This window comes from Blastococcus colisei (genome assembly GCF_006717095.1).
Taxonomy (GTDB): Bacteria; Actinomycetota; Actinomycetes; order Mycobacteriales; family Geodermatophilaceae; genus Blastococcus_B; species Blastococcus_B colisei.
The window spans coordinates 115,254-131,516 of the sequence record NZ_VFQE01000002.1 but is presented as its reverse complement, the minus strand read 5'-3'; the positions used below and the strand labels follow the sequence as shown (position 1 = coordinate 131,516).

16 protein-coding genes are annotated in these 16,263 nt (G+C 72.1%); 9 read left to right on the top strand and 7 right to left on the bottom strand.

Annotated features, from left to right (window positions below):
• Positions 1–100 precede the first annotated feature (100 nt).
• The gene (locus FHU33_RS20080; RefSeq protein WP_142027390.1) at positions 101–688 is read left to right on the top strand and encodes an FKBP-type peptidyl-prolyl cis-trans isomerase; all 588 of its coding nucleotides are present in this window, start codon (positions 101–103) and stop codon (positions 686–688) included.
• A gap of 31 nt (positions 689–719) precedes the next feature.
• On the opposite strand, the gene FHU33_RS20075 is transcribed toward FHU33_RS20080, so the two are convergent.
• The gene (locus FHU33_RS20075) at positions 720–1,142 is read right to left on the bottom strand and encodes a PRC-barrel domain-containing protein (RefSeq protein ID WP_142027389.1); all 423 of its coding nucleotides are present in this window, start codon (positions 1,140–1,142) and stop codon (positions 720–722) included.
• Between the two features lie 166 nt (positions 1,143–1,308).
• Between FHU33_RS20075 and FHU33_RS20070 the strand changes: the two genes are divergently transcribed.
• From FHU33_RS20070 to FHU33_RS20055, 3 genes are all read left to right on the top strand, one after another.
• Entirely contained in the window at positions 1,309–1,929 is a 621-nt protein-coding gene (locus FHU33_RS20070; RefSeq protein ID WP_246064030.1) for an LURP-one-related family protein, read from the top strand.
• 471 nt (positions 1,930–2,400) lie between these two features.
• The gene (locus tag FHU33_RS20060; protein ID WP_142027388.1) at positions 2,401–3,390 is read left to right on the top strand and encodes an LLM class flavin-dependent oxidoreductase; all 990 of its coding nucleotides are present in this window, start codon (positions 2,401–2,403) and stop codon (positions 3,388–3,390) included.
• Positions 3,391–3,430: 40 nt separating this feature from the next.
• Positions 3,431–4,324, top strand: a complete 894-nt coding sequence (locus tag FHU33_RS20055) for a DUF1028 domain-containing protein (protein ID WP_142027387.1) — start codon at positions 3,431–3,433, stop codon at positions 4,322–4,324.
• 7 nt (positions 4,325–4,331) lie between these two features.
• Here FHU33_RS20055 and FHU33_RS20050 read toward each other — a convergent pair whose 3' ends face one another.
• A complete protein-coding gene (locus tag FHU33_RS20050) occupies positions 4,332–4,718 on the bottom strand; it encodes an MmcQ/YjbR family DNA-binding protein (RefSeq protein ID WP_142027386.1) in 387 nt (128 codons plus the stop codon).
• Between the two features lie 121 nt (positions 4,719–4,839).
• Between FHU33_RS20050 and FHU33_RS20045 the strand changes: the two genes are divergently transcribed.
• On the top strand, positions 4,840–7,149 hold the full coding sequence (locus FHU33_RS20045; RefSeq protein WP_142027385.1) for a putative bifunctional diguanylate cyclase/phosphodiesterase: 2,310 nt from the start codon (positions 4,840–4,842) through the stop codon (positions 7,147–7,149).
• 15 nt (positions 7,150–7,164) lie between these two features.
• Here the strand turns inward: FHU33_RS20045 and FHU33_RS20040 are convergent, their stop codons facing one another.
• The 4 genes from FHU33_RS20040 to FHU33_RS20025 form a co-directional block, all read right to left on the bottom strand.
• Positions 7,165–7,704 carry a PaaI family thioesterase gene (locus FHU33_RS20040; protein WP_142027384.1) on the bottom strand — a complete coding sequence of 180 codons (540 nt, stop codon included), beginning with the start codon at positions 7,702–7,704 and terminating at the stop codon, positions 7,165–7,167.
• A gap of 178 nt (positions 7,705–7,882) precedes the next feature.
• Complete coding sequence (locus tag FHU33_RS20035; protein WP_246064028.1) at positions 7,883–8,704, bottom strand: succinate dehydrogenase/fumarate reductase iron-sulfur subunit; 822 nt, start codon at positions 8,702–8,704, stop codon at positions 7,883–7,885.
• A complete protein-coding gene (locus tag FHU33_RS20030; protein ID WP_142027383.1) occupies positions 8,701–10,647 on the bottom strand; it encodes a fumarate reductase/succinate dehydrogenase flavoprotein subunit in 1,947 nt (648 codons plus the stop codon). The genes FHU33_RS20035 and FHU33_RS20030 overlap by 4 nt, the downstream gene beginning before the upstream one ends.
• A 12-nt stretch (positions 10,648–10,659) precedes the next feature.
• A complete protein-coding gene (locus FHU33_RS20025; protein ID WP_246064026.1) occupies positions 10,660–11,358 on the bottom strand; it encodes a succinate dehydrogenase cytochrome b subunit in 699 nt (232 codons plus the stop codon).
• Positions 11,359–11,517: 159 nt separating this feature from the next.
• Here FHU33_RS20025 and FHU33_RS20020 point away from each other — a divergent pair, with 159 nt between their 5' ends.
• The 4 genes from FHU33_RS20020 to FHU33_RS20005 all read left to right on the top strand — a co-directional run bounded on the left by FHU33_RS20020 (position 11,518) and on the right by FHU33_RS20005 (position 14,702).
• Positions 11,518–12,123, top strand: coding sequence for a sulfite oxidase-like oxidoreductase (locus FHU33_RS20020; RefSeq protein ID WP_142027381.1), 606 nt, complete (start codon positions 11,518–11,520; stop codon positions 12,121–12,123).
• 64 nt (positions 12,124–12,187) lie between these two features.
• Positions 12,188–12,847: an FAD-binding oxidoreductase gene (locus FHU33_RS20015; protein ID WP_246064025.1), complete on the top strand. Its 660-nt coding sequence runs from the start codon at positions 12,188–12,190 to the stop codon at positions 12,845–12,847.
• 106 nt (positions 12,848–12,953) lie between these two features.
• Entirely contained in the window at positions 12,954–13,571 is a 618-nt protein-coding gene (locus tag FHU33_RS20010; RefSeq protein ID WP_142027379.1) for a hypothetical protein, read from the top strand.
• A 306-nt stretch (positions 13,572–13,877) separates the two neighbouring features.
• The gene (locus FHU33_RS20005; protein ID WP_142027378.1) at positions 13,878–14,702 is read left to right on the top strand and encodes a formate/nitrite transporter family protein; all 825 of its coding nucleotides are present in this window, start codon (positions 13,878–13,880) and stop codon (positions 14,700–14,702) included.
• 1,000 nt (positions 14,703–15,702) lie between these two features.
• Here the strand turns inward: FHU33_RS20005 and FHU33_RS19995 are convergent.
• Positions 15,703–16,248, bottom strand: a complete 546-nt coding sequence (locus tag FHU33_RS19995; protein WP_142027377.1) for a DUF1990 domain-containing protein — start codon at positions 16,246–16,248, stop codon at positions 15,703–15,705.
• Positions 16,249–16,263: the final 15 nt, after the last annotated feature.

Here is a 16,263-nt window from a genome sequence, read left to right as displayed (position 1 = left end):
CCGCGGGGAGATGCCGGTGCCACCGGTCCGACCGCCCCGGCCCGCGGCGAGCGTGCTCGCCGGCCCCGATACGAGCATCCGCTCACCGAGGAGAATCGGAATGATCCGTCGTACTGCCGCGCGTGCGGTGCTCGCCGCCGCCGTCACCGTCTCCCTCGTCGCCTGCGGCGACGACGGCCGTCAGGACGAGGCGGCCCGGTCGGCTCCGGAGACGTCCACCACCGAGGAGAGCACCACGACGGAAGCGAGCGCGGCAGCGTGCGAGACCCGGCCGTCGACGGCCGAACCGGCAGCCGGGATCTCCACCGACCTCGGCGTCGCCCCCGAGGTCCCGCCGTCGGACGCTCCGCCGCCGTGCGGCCTGGTCGTCAGCGACATCGTGGTCGGCACGGGCGCCGAGGCCACCGAGGGCTCCACCGTGGCACTGAAGTACGTCGGCGCGTTCTACGAGACGGGGGAGGAATTCGACTCCTCCTGGAGCCGCGGATCGGACGAGACGCTGCCGGTCACGGTGGGCGAAGGCAGGGTCATCCCCGGCTTCGAGCAGGCGATCGCGGGGATGAAGGTCGGCGGACGCCGGCTGGTCACCATCCCCAGCGACCTGGGGTACGGGGAGCGTGGACAGGGCCCCATCCCGGGTGGCGCCACCCTCACCTTCGTCCTCGACCTGGTGGAGGTCAGCCCCTGAGCACCCATGGCGCAGAGGTCGCCGGGCACGTTCAGCGGTAGTACGGGAACGGGGGATAGACGTAGCCGGCGGTCCAGTAGGGGCCGTATCCCCACCAGCCGTACAGCGTCGCGTAGTAGACGGGATCGTCGGCCAGCTCGGGGTCGTAGGCCGGTGCGTCGGCCAGCCCGGCACGGTCCCGGCCCACGACGACCCGCTCCTCGTCGATGGACTCGATCGCATCGACCGGGACGAGGAAGTGGTCCTTGCCGATGCCCAGGAATCCCCCGGAGCCGACCCGCAGCAGGCGCACCTTCTTCTCCTGCTCGTCGATGAGCAGGTCCTCGATCCGGCCGACGTCCTCCCCGGACCTGTCGACCATCGGGCGCCCGCGGACATCGGCGGCCGGATCGGCGACCGTCTGGTCCGTCTCGGACAGCCGGACCAGACGTCCGGCGAAGTCGTCGGTGGTCATGTCGCTCCTCCGTGGCTCGTGGTCGTTCCCCGAGATGCCTTCCCACCGGGTGAACGGCTGATCCGCCGCGGCGGCGCCTGCAACACGATCGACATCCACCGCCGGCCACCCATGGGCCAGGATGGGCCTCCCTCCAGCCGCGTCCGACCAGTACGGGAGCCCAGCCGTGACCACATCCTCCGGATCACCCCAGCCGGCGCCCATGGTGGTACCGCGGTTCTTCGTCAGGCAGCGGATCACCGTGATGGTGAACCGGTACGAGATCCGTGCGGCCGACCCCGACGGCAGCGAGGGCCCGCTCATGGCCCTGGCCGAGCAGAAGCGGATGAAGCTCAAGGAGGAGGTGATCTTCTACGCCGACGAGTCCAAGACCCGGCCGGTGTTCTCGTTCAAGGCGCGGCAGCGGCTGGACGTGCACGCCGAGCACGACGTCTACGACGAGTACGGCAGCGTCCTGGGCACCTTCAGCAAGCAGTTCGGGGCCAGCCTCCTGCGCTCCACCTGGAACCTGTCCGCACCCGGCCTGCAGGCCGTCGGCCGGGAACGCCGTCCGGTCATCGCGATCCTGCGCCGGATCTGGGACCTCATCCCCTATGTCGGGGACATCTGGGTGCCCTTCGTCTTCCACTTCGACTTCGTCGACACGGCGACCGGCCAGCCGGTGCTGACCAGCGAGCGGAAGAAGGCCATCCGGGACCGCTACGTGGTCACCGTCCCCGACCCGCGCGTGGACTTCCGGCTCGCGGCGTCCATGGCCGTCGCGCTGGACGCGTTGCAGAGCCGCTGACCTGCGCCCTGCTCGACACGCCGTCGGAACATGTAGGGCAAGGCCGCCGTCGGCATCTCCACATGTGGTGGTCGCGCAGCTGGTCTGGGGCGTATGCCGAAGCCGTCGAGTGCGAGGTCCGGTTCGCCGAGGACCTGCTGGGCGGGGGAGTGCCGGACATGCGCGCCTACCTCGAGCACGTGGCCGACCGGGGCTGGAGCTGCTCGGGATCCCGGCGCGGTACGGGTCGGCGAACCCGTTCGCCTTCATGGAGTTGCAGGGCGTGCAGGAGCTGTCCGACTTCTTCGAGCGGCGGGTCTCGGCCTACCAGATGGGGGTCAGCGGCCAGGTCTCGTTCGACGACGAGGACTTCTAGGACGCCGGAGCCCCGGGGTCGGGGACGGCTGCCGTCCCCGACCCCGGGGCACCGGCGCGGGAAGGCTCCTCGCGGGCCCGGCGTTGCACCCGGCAACCAACGTGAAGGGCTTCTCCATGCGCATCCCGGTGTCCGTCCTCGACCTGGCCCCCATCGCCCGCGGTGAGACCGCGAGCAGCAGCATCGCCGCCAGCGTCGCTCTCGCCCAGCGCGCGGAGGAGCACGGCTACCGGCGCGTCTGGTACGCCGAGCACCACAACATGCCGTCGATCGCGTCGTCGGCGACCAGCGTGCTGATCTCCCACGTGGGTGCGCACACCACGACCATCCGGCTCGGGGCCGGTGGCGTGATGCTGCCGAACCACTCGCCGCTGACCATCGCCGAGCAGTTCGGCACGCTCGAGGCCATGTACCCCGGTCGGATCGACCTCGGCCTGGGGCGCGCGCCGGGGTCGGACCAGAACACGATGTACGCACTGCGCCGGAACCCGAACTCGGCCGACCGGTTCCCGCAGGACGTGCTGGAGCTGCAGGCCTACCTCGCCGGCGAGACGCGGGTGCCCGGGGTCGATGCCATCCCCGGCAAGGGCTCGAGCGTCCCGCTCTACATCCTCGGGTCGTCGATGTTCGGTGCCACCCTGGCCGCCGCCCTCGGCCTGCCCTACGCCTTCGCCTCGCACTTCGCGCCGCAGCTGCTCGAGCCGGCCGTCGCCGCCTACCGGCGTGAGTTCACGCCCTCGGAGCAGCTGTCCGAGCCCTACGTCATCGCCGGGGTGAACGTCATCGCGGCCGACACCACCGACGAAGCCCGCGCGAATCACGAGGCCGTCAAGCGCAACCTCGCCATCGGGCTCTTCGGCCGCGGGCAGACCCTCAGCGACGAGCAGGCCGACCAGCTGCTGGCCCAGGGCGCCGGCACCCACGTGGAGTCGATGCTCACCCACACCGCCGTCGGCACCCGCGCCGAGGTAGGGGAGTACCTCGACGGCTTCCTGAAGACCGCCGACGCCGACGAGCTGATCGTCGCCCACCAGGCCCCGACGACGGAGGCCCGGCTGCGCTCGGTCACCCTGCTCGCGGAGGCGCTGACCGGCTTCGGCGGCTGACGGCGTGTAACGGCGAGCGGGGTGCGGGTAGGCGAGCGCCGTGACCTACTCGATCGTCGCCCGAGACCCCGACACCGGTGAGATGGGGGTCGCCACCCAGTCGCAGGCCTTCGCGGTCGGCAACAGCGTGCCGTTCGCATTGCCCGGCCACGGCGTGATCGCCACGCAGTCGATGGCCGAGCCGATGTACGGCTCGGTCGGCCTGGACCTGCTCCGGGGCGGGTTCACCGCGCAGGAGGTGCTGACCGCGCTGAGCAGCGTCGACCCCCAGCCGGAGCGCCGGCAGGTGGCGGTGCTGGGCGTCAACGGCGACCTGGCGGCCTACACCGGGACCAGCTGCGTGGAGTCCGCCGGGCACCTGGTCGGGGAGACGTGCGTCGCGCTGGCCAACATGGTCGTCTGCCCTGCGGTGTGGGAGTCGATGGTCGAGCGGTTCGAGAACTCCGCCGGCCCGCTGGCGCAGCGACTGCTCAGCGCGTTGCAGGCCGCCGAGGAGGCGGGCGGCGACTTCCGGGGACGACGGTCCGCGGCGATCATGGTGATCCGGGCGACGACGACCGGTCGGCCGTGGCACGACGCGGTCGTGGACCTGCGCGTCGACGACTCGCAGGATCCGGTTCCCGCGCTGGCCGACCTGCTGGTGACCCGCGCCCGCTACCAGGACGTCGTCCGGGCCTTCCAGCAGGCGATCGACGGTGACCCGGTCACCGCCGACCGCGAGCTCGAGCTGCTGCGCCCGATGGATCCCGCCACCGAGCCCGACCAGCTGATGTGGCGGGCCGTGGTCGCCGCCCTGGCCGGTCGGGAGGACGCCGCCCGCGAGATGCTGTGCGAGCTCGCCGGCACGGCGCCGCAGTTCCTGGAGGCGGCCCGGCGGTTCGGCAAGGCCGGTCTGATGCCGGCCGACGTCATCGACCGGATCGTGCCCGCGTAGTACTCGGTCACGCCGGGGGCAGGTGCTCGGCCACCAGCCGGCGCGGCGCCCGGCAGGCCCAGGCCTCGGCGGAGAGCTCGGTGAGGGACTGGCGGTCGAGGCGGTCCAGCCGGCACAGCACGATCGGGTAGCCGTCGAAGTGGGACGTCGTGAAGTAGACATCGGGCTCGTCGGCGATCAGTGCCCGCTTCGCCCCTTCGTCGGGCACGTACGCCGCGACGACCGGGCCGGTGGGCGCGGCGTCCCCGAGTTCGGCGACGTCCTTCGTGCCCAGCGGGCGCTCCCACACGAAGGCCCTGGTCCGCACCTGCCACTGACGCCACCCCCGGGAGGTGCCCTCGGTGGTGGCGGGCAGGGCGAGGCAGCTACGCGCCACGTCGTCCCAGTTCGCCACGGCGGCAGGCTACGGAAGGGGACGGGCCGGGAACCCCGGGTTGCTCCCCCGTGCGAGGGGACGGCCGGAACTTCTCGACCGAGGTGCTGCAGAACCGGCCCGGACCGGCCGATGGAGCCCCATGCGCAGGACGAGGCCCCGCGACGCCCAGGGCACGGATGCCCGGGTGCGCGGTGCCGACCGTCCGCTGCGGATCGTGCAGGTGCTGGGCGCCGTGCTGGCTGCTGGGTACCTGGTGTCCTTCCTGCCGGTGGTCGCCAGGTCGGCCGCCTACCGGGCGGTGCTGGACGGCGATGCGAACAACCTCTTCATCCTCGGCCTCGTGGGGCTGGTGACCGCCCGGGCCATCCTCTACCGCCGTGAACGGCTCGCCTGGAGCAGTTTCGCCGCGGCACTGGCCGCCTACCTGGCCGGCAGCCTGACGCACGTCCTCCACTACGACGGCCTGGTCGGCGCCGTGCGTCCCAACTGGGCGGACGTGGGATGGATGAGCTTCTACCCGCTCGCGTACCTGACCTTCGTGCTGATGGTGCGGGCGCGGGTGCGCCGGTTCACCACCAGCATGTGGCTCGACGGGCTGGTCGTCGCCCTGACTGCGGCGGCGTTCGGCGTCGCCGTACTCGTCGGAGCGTTCCGGGGTGCGGCCGTCGACGAGGCAGCCGCCGTCTCCATGGTCTACCCCGTCGCCGACCTGGTCCTGCTCACCGTGATCACCGGAGCCCTGACCGTCATCGGCCGGGGAGCGGGTGCGGCCTGGTGGTGGCTGACGACCGGCCTGGTGATCTTCGTATTGACCGACGCGGTGTATGCGATCCAGGTGCTGCAGTCGACGTACGCCGACGGTGGACCGTTGGACCTCGGCTGGGGTGCGGCCTTCTTCTGCTTCGGGATGGCCGCGTGCCAGCGGCCGCGGCGGGGGCGGGCTCAGCGCCTGACGGGGACGGGCGCCCTGGTGCTGCCGGCTCTGTGCACGCTGGCGGCGCTGGCCATGCTCTTCCACGGCTACGTCGAGAGTGGCAGCGTCCTGGCCGGCGGGCTCGCGGTGGCAGCCGTGCTCGCGGCGCTGGCCCGGACCGCGCTGGCCTTCCGGGATGTCCGCGCCCTGGCCGACAGCCGGCGCCAGGCCCGGACCGACGAGCTGACCGGGCTGCCGAACCGGCGATCGGTGTTCGAGGCGCTGGAGGCCGCCGACGACCGGCTCGCCACCGGCGCGGGCGTCGCCGTCCTCGTCCTCGATCTCGACCGGTTCAAGGAGATCAACGACTCCCTCGGCCACGCGGTGGGTGACGCGCTGCTCCGGCAGGTCGGGCCCCGGCTGACCCGCGAGTTGCGCGCCGAGGATTTCCTCGCCCGCCTCGGCGGCGACGAGTTCGTCGTGCTGGCCGCGGACCTGGTCGGCGCGGACGCCGTCACGCTGGCAGCACGCCTGCGCGCGCAGCTGCAGCAGCCGTTCCGGGTCGGCGGCACGAGCCTGACCATCGACGCGAGTGTCGGCGTGGCGATCGGGCCCGAGCACTCGGTCACCGCCGAGGAGCTGCTCCAGCTCGCCGACCTGGCGATGTACTCGGCGAAGGCCGGCCGCAGCGGCTCGTCCGGCGGAGTGGCGGCCTACGACGACGCCCGTGACGGGCACGGACGCCACCGCCTGGAGGCGGTCGAGCAGCTGCGCACCGGCATCACCGGCGGCCAGCTCGTGCTCCACTACCAGCCGAAACTCGCCCTGGCCACGGGTGAGGTGGAGGGTGTCGAGGCCCTGGTGCGCTGGCAGCACCCCACGCGCGGGTTGATCTTCCCCGACGCGTTCATCGACCTGGCGGAGTCGGCCGGGCTGATGAGCCGGCTCACCTCCGCGGTGGTCGACATGGCGCTCGCCCAGTGCCGCGCATGGGCCGACGAGGGCTGCCTCCTGACCGTCTCGGTGAACGTCAGTCCGTCCAACCTCGTCGACGAGGACTTTCCCGACGAGGTGGCCGAGGCCCTGCGCCGGCATCGCGTGCCCGCTGCCGCGCTCGTCCTGGAGGTCACCGAGAGCATCCTCGTGGAGGACCGGGAGCGCGCCGTCCGCGTGCTGTCCCGCCTGCGCGAGGCAGGCGTCGGTGTCTCCATCGACGACTACGGCACCGGCTACTCCAGCCTGGCCTACCTGGCGGCGCTGCCGGTCACCGAGCTGAAGCTGGACCGCGTGTTCGTCGCGGCCATGACCGGGAGCTCCCGCGCCGCGTCGATCGTCACCTCGACGCTGCAGCTGGCCCACGCCCTCGACCTCACCCTGGTCGCCGAGGGCGCGGAGGCCCAGGCCACGGTGGACGCGCTGGCCGGCCTCGGCTGCGACGTCGTCCAGGGCTACCACCTCAGCCGCCCGCTGCCGGCGGAGCAGCTGTGGTCGTGGCTGCAGAACCGTCCGCCGGCCACCGTGCGCTCGCTCGCCTGACCTGCCGCCCGCCTCTCAGGCTGCAGGGATCGCGAACACCAACAGCGAACTGGACGCCGTCGCCACCGTCCGGCCCGCGGCGTCGAGCACCTCGCCGTCGGCGAACGCCACCCGCCGTCCCGGCTTGACCACCCGGCCGATCGCGGTGAGCGGCCCGCTCGTCGCGTGCACGGCCCGCAGGTAGTTCACCTTCAGCTCGATCGAGGTGTAGCCGACCCCGGCGGCAAGCGTCGTATGCACCGCGCAGCCGGCGACGGTGTCGAGCAGGGTGCAGACCAGCCCGCCGTGGACGACGCCGATGGGGTTGTAGACCGACTCGTCGACCTCGCAGGTGAACTCGACCCGCCCCTCCTCGAGCCCGGTGATGCCCATCTGCATCAGCATGGCGATCGGGGGAGGCGGCAGGACACCGTCCCGGATGGCCTGCATGGTCTCCAGACCCGTCCTCTGCAAGGCACCGGCTGCGGTGATCATCGGGTCGTGCCACTCCACCGTCCGCGAGCGGGGGGTGCCCCACGACTCCGGGGTGGACTCGGTCGTCAGTTCAGCCGTCATGGCTCTAGGTTCACATACCGAACTCAACGGCGGGAGGCCGGGTCGACGGCGGGGGAGTCGCGGCCCCGGACATCCCGTGGGCTGCCCCGGGGCGGTGGGACAGCGGCCGGGCGCAGAAGCGACGACGGGCGGGGATTCCCCGAAGGGATCCCCGCCCGTTCCGGCGGTCGGTCGTGCGTCAGCTCTTGGGCCGGGCCCCCGCGCGCAGCGCGCCGAGCAGGTCGTGGTTGAGCCGGGAGATCGTCTCCATGGAGATGCCCTTGGGGCAGGCGGCTGAGCACTCACCGATGTTGGTGCAGCCGCCGAAGCCCTCCCGGTCCTGCTGGGCGACCATGTTGACCACCCGGTCGTCGCGCTCGGGCTGGCCTTGCGGCAGCAGCCCGAGGTGGGTGACCTTCGCGGCGGTGAACAGCATCGACGACGCATTGGGACAGGCCGCCACGCAGGCGCCGCAGCCGATGCAGGTCGCGGCGTCGAACGCGGCGTCGGAGTCGTTCTTCGGCACCGGTGTGGCGTGGGCGTCCGGCGCGGTCCCGGTCGGCACGGAGATGTAACCACCGGCCTGGATGATCCGGTCGAACGCCCGCCGGTCGACGGCGAGGTCCTTGATCACCGGGAAGGCGCTGGCCCGCCACGGCTCGACGTCGATCGTGTCGCCGTCCTTGAACGAGCGCATGTGCAGCTGGCACGTGGTCGTCTGCTGCGGGCCGTGCGCCTCGCCGTTGATCATCACGCCGCACATGCCGCAGATGCCCTCGCGGCAGTCGTGGTCGAAGGCGACCGGGTCGTCGCCCTGCATGATCAGCTGCTCGTTGAGCACGTCGAGCATCTCGAGGAAGGACATGTCGGGCGAGATGTCGGTGACCTTGTAGGTCACCATCTTGCCCTTGACCGCCGGGTCCTTCTGGCGCCAGATGCGCAGGGTCAGGTTCATGCCGCGCTTTCCGGCCGCGGGGTTCCCGACGCTGGACTGCATGGTGCCCTCACGTGTGGCCGTCACTTGTAGCTCCGCTGGGCGAGGTGGACGTACTCGTACTCGAGGTCTTCCTTGTGGAGAACGGGGGACTGGCCCTCCGGCGTCCACTCCCACGCCGCGACGTAGGCGAAGTTCTCGTCGTCGCGCAGCGCCTCGCCCTCGGGGGTCTGGCTCTCCGCGCGGAAGTGCCCGCCGCAGCTCTCGTTGCGGTGCAGGGCGTCGACGCACATCAGCTCGGCGAGCTCGATGAAGTCCGCGACCCGGCCGGCGTGCTCCAGGGTCTGGTTGAAGGAGTGCCAGTCGCCGCTGACCTTGAGGTTGGTCCAGAACTCCTGGCGGATCTCCGGGATCCGGTCCAGCGCCTTGCGCAGGCTCTCCTCGGACCGCTCCATGCCGCAGAGGTCCCACATCAGCTTGCCCAGCTCCCGGTGGAAGGACGCCGGGGTGCGCGTTCCGTTGATGTCGAGCAGCTTCTGCATCTGGGCCTGCACGCCCTCGAGGGCCTCGACGGCGGCCGGGTGGGAGTCGTCGACCTTCTCGAACGGGCCGGCGGCGAGGTAGTCGCTGATGGTGGCCGGCAGGACGAAGTACCCGTCCGCCAGCCCCTGCATCAAGGCGGATGCGCCGAGACGGTTCGCGCCGTGGTCGGAGAAGTTCGCCTCACCGATCACGAACATGCCGGGGATCGTGGACTGCAGGTCGTAGTCGACCCACAGGCCGCCCATCGTGTAGTGGACCGCCGGGTAGATCCGCATCGGCGTCTCGTACGGATCCTCGCCCGTGATCTGGGCGTACATGTCGAAGAGGTTGCCGTACTTGGCCTCGATCGCCGGGCGCCCGAGCCGGTCCATGGCGTCGCCGAAGTCGAGGTACACCCCGAGCCCGCCGGGGCCCACGCCACGGCCCTCGTCGCAGACGTTCTTCGCCTGCCGCGAGGCGATGTCGCGGGGCACCAGGTTGCCGAACGCCGGGTAGATGCGTTCCAGGTAGTAGTCGCGCTCGCCCTCGGGGATCTCCCGCGGGTCGCGGTCGTCGCCGCGCTCCTTGGGCACCCACACGCGGCCGTCGTTGCGCAGCGACTCGCTCATCAGCGTGAGCTTGGACTGGTAGTCGCCCTTGACCGGGATGCAGGTCGGGTGGATCTGCGTGTAGCAGGGGTTGGCCATGTACGCGCCGCGCTTGTGCGCCCGCCAGATCGCCGTGGCGTTGGAGCCCTTGGCGTTCGTGGACAGGTAGAAGACGTTGCCGTACCCCCCGGTGGCCAGGACGACGGCGTCGGCGAAGTGGGTGCTGATCTCGCCGGTCACCAGGTCGCGGGCGACGATCCCGCGGGCGCGGCCGTCGACGATGATCAGGTCCAGCATCTCGGTGCGCGCGTGCTGCTCGACGCTGCCGGCGGCGATCTGGCGCTCGAGGGCCTGGTAGGCGCCGTAGAGCAGCTGCTGCCCCGTCTGGCCGCGGGCGTAGAAGGTGCGCGACACCTGGGCGCCACCGAAGGACCGGTTGTCGAGCAGGCCGCCGTACTCGCGGGCGAACGGGACACCCTGGGCGACGCACTGGTCGATGATGTTGACGCTGACCTCGGCCAGCCGGTGCACGTTGTCCTCGCGGGAGCGGAAGTCGCCGCCCTTGACCGTGTCGTAGAACAGCCGGTGCACGCTGTCGCCGTCGTTGCGGTAGTTCTTCGCCGCGTTGATCCCGCCCTGCGCCGCGACGCTGTGCGCCCGGCGCGGGCTGTCCTGGTACCAGAACGACTTGACCTTGTAGCCCTGCTCGCCCAGCGTCGCGGCGGCCGAGCCCCCGGCCAGGCCGGTGCCGACGACGATGATCGTCATCTTGCGGCGGTTGGCCGGGTTGACCAGGCGGCCACGGAAGCGGCGCTCGCTCCAACGCTCGTCGATCGGGACGTCGTCGGGGGCCTTCGTGTCGGCGATCGGCTCGCCGGTGGTGAAGAGTTCGAGAGGCATCGCTGGAGCTCCTTAGTCGATGAGCCCGAAGAGGACGGAGAACGGCACCAGCAGGAAGCCGAGGGTCAGGACGACCGAGAACGCGAGGGCGAACAGGCTGACCGTCTTCTCGCGGCGGCGGTTGCTCTGCCCCAGGGTCTGGGTGGCGCTCCAGATGCCGTGCCGCAGGTGCATGCCCAGCAGGATCACCGAGATCGCGTAGAAGGCCGTGACGAAGGGGTTGGAGAAGCTCGCGACGAGCCGGTCGTAGGGCGTGCTGTCGAAGCCCTCCGCGTTCACCGTGCCGGTGGTGAGGTCGAGGATGTGGTAGATGATGAAGGCCAGCACGATCACGCCGCCCCAGCGCATGGTTCGTGAGGCGTAGCTCTGGGCCACCGACTTCTTCGTGACGTAGCCGTCGGGGCGCGCCCGCTTGGCCTGCCGCCACAGCGAGACGGCCGCCCAGATGTGCGCGACGACCGCGACGAGAAGCACGATCCGGATGGCCCACAGCGCCGTGGCGCCCGGCAACGCCGGATTGCCGACAGTGCGGATCCACCCGGAGTAGGAGTTGAAGGCCTCCGCCCCGGAGAAGGCCTTCAGGTTCCCGACCACGTGCGCGATCAGGTACAGCACCATGATGATGCCGCTGACCGCCATCACGGCCTTCTTGAAGACGGAGTTGGTCTTCGCGACCTTCGGCGTCCGTCGTCCCGCGTGCGTCACTGTCACCACAGGAACAAGCTAGGTCCCTGCCGAGTTTGCGGCCAGGTAAACACGTGGTGACTCGGATCATGTAAGGGTGCCCTCACCGCAGCTCAGGTCTAGGGTCAGGCGCTGCGCGGGCGGGGGTGTGGGTTGCCGCGTCCCTCGGATGGGGAGGACGACGCCGTGCCCGGACCGACCAGAGGATTCCTCGGCCGCCGCCAACGCGACCCCCGGCTGCCACCCGGCCAGTACGACGTGGGCAGCGACTGGCCGGTGCTGACCGCCGAGCCCACGCCGCGCATCGCCCCCGAGACGTGGAGCATCACCGTCGACGGGAGGGTCGAGTCGCCGACCACCTGGACCTGGGACGAGGCGCACCGGTTGCCGCCGTCGGAGTACCGCGGCGACATCCACTGCGTCACCACCTGGTCGAAGTTCGACACCTCCTTCGCCGGCGTCAGCGTCGACACCCTGCTGGAAGCCGCCCGGCCCACCGCTGACGCGCACTTCGTCATGGCGACGTCAAAGACCGGCTACACGACCAACCTGCCCCTGGAGCACGTGACCGGCGGCCAGGCCTGGGTGGTCTGGGAGTTCGACGGCAAGCCGTTGCCGATCGAGCACGGCGGCCCGGTCCGGCTGCTGGTGCCGCACCTGTATTTCTGGAAGAGCGCCAAGTGGATCAGCAAGCTGACCCTCCTGGCGCGCGACCAGCAGGGGTTCTGGGAGCAGAACGGCTACCACGACCTCGGGGACCCGTGGCGGCAGCAGCGGTACCAGGGTGACTGAGGAGCTGGGATCACCCGGCCCCGACGCGCCCAGGGGAGGCTGGCGGACGGCGACGGTCGCGGGTGTGCGCCGACCTCTCCGGCGTTCGGTCGAGCTGCGCCTCGACGTCGCGGACCGGATCGACCACATGCCCGGGCAGCACTACGTCGTCCGGCTGACCGCCGAGGACGGGTACACCGCCCAGCGGTCGTACTCGGTGGCGTCGGCCCCCGGCGACCCGCTGGTCGAGCTGTTCGTCGAGCGGCTGGACGACGGCGAGGTGTCCACCTACCTCGCCGACGTCGTGGAGCCCGGTGACGAGCTGGAGGTCCGCGGGCCGATCGGCGGCTGGTTCGTCTGGGACGGCGAGACGCCGGCGCTGCTGGTCGCAGGCGGCTTCGGCGTCGTCCCGTTCATCGCGATGATCCGGCACGCCCGCGATCTGGGCCGGCTGGACCTGCTGCGGGTGGCGGTCTCCAGCCGCACCCTCGCCGAGCTGCCCTACGCCGAGGAACTCGTGGACGCCGGCGCGCTGGTCGTGCTCACCCGCGAGGCGCGCGGCATCCGCACGGCCGGGCGGCTGACGGCTCCCGACCTCGTGCCGTTGTGGGAGCCCGGGCAGACGGCCTACGTCTGCGGCTCCTCGTCGTTCGCGGAGGCGGCGAGCCAGCTGCTCGTCGGGATGGGATACCCCGCCGCCGACGTCCGGGTGGAGCGCTTCGGCCCCAGCGGGACACCCGCCTGAGACGGTCACCCGGCGGGGTCGGCATCGCGCGCCGCGAAGTCACCTCGGCGGTCGCTGTCGCCGCTACGCTTCCGGGCAGGCGCAACCCGCGGGTGGGAGACGGCTCATGGCCGATGACAGCGATCTCCGTCGAGACCTCCTGTGGCGGATCGACGCGCGCCGGGCGTCGGTGCAGGCGTTCCTCCGCTACCACCGGCCGCGCACCCGCCGGCGCGCCACCGTCACGGTCGTGCTGACCTCGCTGGCCGCCGTCTTCACGGCCGGGCCGGCTTTCGGCGGCCAGCCGTTCGCCGAGTCCGTCCAGGACGTCCTCGGGCTGGCCAGCGACGCGACCGTCTGGCAGGTGCTGTGCCTGCTCGCCCTGCTGGTCTCGGTCGCCGCCGCCGTCCTGACGAACATCGGCAAGTCCCAGGAGGACGTCGCACGGCTGGCCAGTGCCGAGGCCGCGAACGCCGAGCTGGAGGGCCTGGCGAGCCTGCTCCGGTTCGGTCACCTGACGGTGGAGGACGGGGCGAAGCTCTACCAGCAGTACAGCGTCACGATCCCGTTCGTCGACGACCAGCCGACCCCTGCGCCGCACGCCGGCTACTACGCGCCGCCGCCACCGGGCTCCCACGGGGCGCCACCACCGCCGAGGTCCTACACGCCTCCGCCGCCGGGGCCCGGTCCCTACCCGCCGGCCGCGTCGGGGCCCGGCTCGTACCACCGGCCCCCGGGCCGCTGAGCAACCGGGGCCGGGGCCGCGATGCGGCCCGGCTCCGAGCCTTGCCGACCGATCAGACCGTCGGCGGCACCATCGAGGCGCCCACCGGGGGCGCGGTCCCAGGCGCGGCACATGCCGAGCGCGGCGACCGTCGCCGCGGCCAGCTCGGCGTCGGCCTTCCTCCCGGCGAGCACGCCGGGTGCTCCGGGGCGATGCCGCGCGACGTCGGGTCGGCTGCGGTGGATGGAACCAGCCGGCCGGGGGTAGGCGGGGCGCGACGATCGGCGCTTTCCTCCGGCCCCGGCGTCCGATGGGTGAGGAGGAGCAGTGGACGAGCAGGACCGGAAGCGTGCCGAGCTGGGCGAGACCGACGCGCCTGCGGAGGACGAGATCGCCGAGGCGTTCGAGAAGATCGTCAGCGAGGGCGCGCAGCGCCTGCACCGCCGGTGGCACGAAGTGCTGGCCACCGGACTGGCGGGCGGGCTGGAGGTAGCCGTCGGCGTGCTGGCTCTGCTGGCGGTCCTCGCCGCGACGGGCAGCGAACTGCTGGCGGGGCTGGCCTTCAGCATCGGTTTCATCGCCCTGATGCTCGGCCGCAGCGAGCTGTTCACCGAGGGGTTCCTCGTTCCGGTCACCGCGGTGTTCGCCGGCCGGGCGGACACGGCACAACTGGCCAAGTTGTGGGCCGGGACGCTGGTGGCGAACCTGATCGGCGGCTGGCTGGTCATGTGGCTGGTCGTGCAGGGGTTCCCCGACCTGACGAGCACCGCCGTCGAGTCCGCGGTGCACTTCGTCGAGGCACCGCTGGACCTGCAGTCGGTCTGTCTGGCCTTCCTGGGGGGCGCCGTCATCACGTTGATGACCCGCATGCAGCACGGCGCGCACTCGGAGGGCGGGAAGATCATCGCCTCCGTCATCGGCGGCTTCCTCCTGGCCGGACTTCAGCTGTTCCACTCGATCCTGGACTCGCTGCTGATCTTCGGCGCGCTGCACGCCGGTGCCCCGTTCGGCTACGGGGACTGGCTGGCGTGGTTCTGGTACACGGTCCTGTTCAACATGGCCGGTGGCCTGCTCGTCGTCACCATGACTCGTCTGGTGCGGAGCAAGGAGCTGATCGAGCAGGAGCGCCGGGCGGCAGGCGCCGACGACTGAGGGGAGGCGGCGGTCACGGCACCGTCGTATCCGTGGCGGTCGATTCGCTGGCCGTCGGTGTCGCACTGGTCGTCGGTGTCGCGCTGGTCGTCGGTGTCGCGCTGGTCGTCGGGGTCGTGCTGCTGGTGGGCGCCGCGCTGCTGGTGGGCGCCGCGCTGCTGGTGGGCGCCGCGCTGCTGGTGGGCGCCGCGCTGCTGGTGGGCGCCGCGCTGCTGGTGGGCGCCGCGCTGCCGGTGGGCGCCGCGCTGCTGGTGGGCGCCGCGCTGGTCGTCGCCGATGCGGTGGTGGTCGGCTCGCTGGTGGGTGCCGCGGTCGTGCCCGGCGCCTCGGTGACGGCCGGCGCCGACGTCGTCGTCGGAGCCGCAGCAGCCTGGGCCGGTGAGGGGGCGGTCGTCCTCGGGGACGTCCGTGCCGGTGTCGCGCGTGCGGCCGCCGCCCGCGACGGAGCGCTCGCCTCCGCCTGGCGGATGACGCTGGTGGGCGTCGGGGCGCTCGCCGCAGGCGCCGGCGTCGTCCCAGGCGCCGGGGAACCGGATCCGGTGACGACCGGACCGGCGATCCACTCGCCCAGGTCCGTCGTCGCCCGGTGGCTCGGCCCGGCGGCATCGTGCACCGGTCCGTGGCCGCGGGCCGCCTCGACGCCGGAGGCCGCGCCCGAGTTCATCGCGGCGGGAACGACCATCAGGGCGAGCCACGCTGCCGCCGCCGTCACGATCAGGGCGAGCAGTGTGTCCAGCGGCTTCCGCCACCCCGGCAGGGCCAGCCACTGGGCAGTGACGGACTCGCCGCGTCGCGCGCGCCGGGTGCCCCGGTCTGCAGGCCTCTCTGCCACGGGTCCCTCCGAAGATGCGTGCCGACGGCTCCCTCGACGGCACACCTTCGTGAGGTGCGTCCTTCGACGGGCCGCCGCCGACGCGGCGGACGGAGGCGCCCGGCTGCATCCGGCGCGTTGCCACCCAGCGGAACGGCGGAGGTGCACCGTGTCGCGGACGGGGCAGGGTCAGCCGCGGACGGCCCGCCGGATCGCCGTCACGTACCGGTGGGTGGCCAGGCGCTGGGCGAGCAGGCTGACCGGGCCTCCCAACCTGGCCAGGGGCGAGGCCAACCGGAAGAACACCCGGATCTCGTAGACGACGTCCCCGGCCGGTGTCAGCCGGACCAGGAAGCACTCCTCGCCGCTCTCCGGATGGCCGGGCAGGGTGCCGTAGGCGAAGCCGCGCTCGTCACCCTCGGTCCGCGCCCACACCACCCGGCAGGGGATGTCGTAGCCGAGCCGGGGGAGGCCCGCGGTGAGGACGACGACCGTGCCCGGTGCTCTGCTCGGGCCGGTGGCGCGCACCCGCAGTCCGGCGCCGCGCTGCGCCCGCCAGTCGAAGACCGCGGCCACGGCCCGCTCGAAGTCCGCCCGGCCCGAGCCGACGACGGCGCTGTGCCGGGCGCCCCGGAAGCCCGCGGGCACCCGTCCCGTGCACGCGGTGCCGACGGCGTCGTAGGTGAGCGGGGCGGCGAGCAGCCGGGCCGGGTCGGCGGCCACCAGCAGTGCCATCAGGGGGCCGGGCGC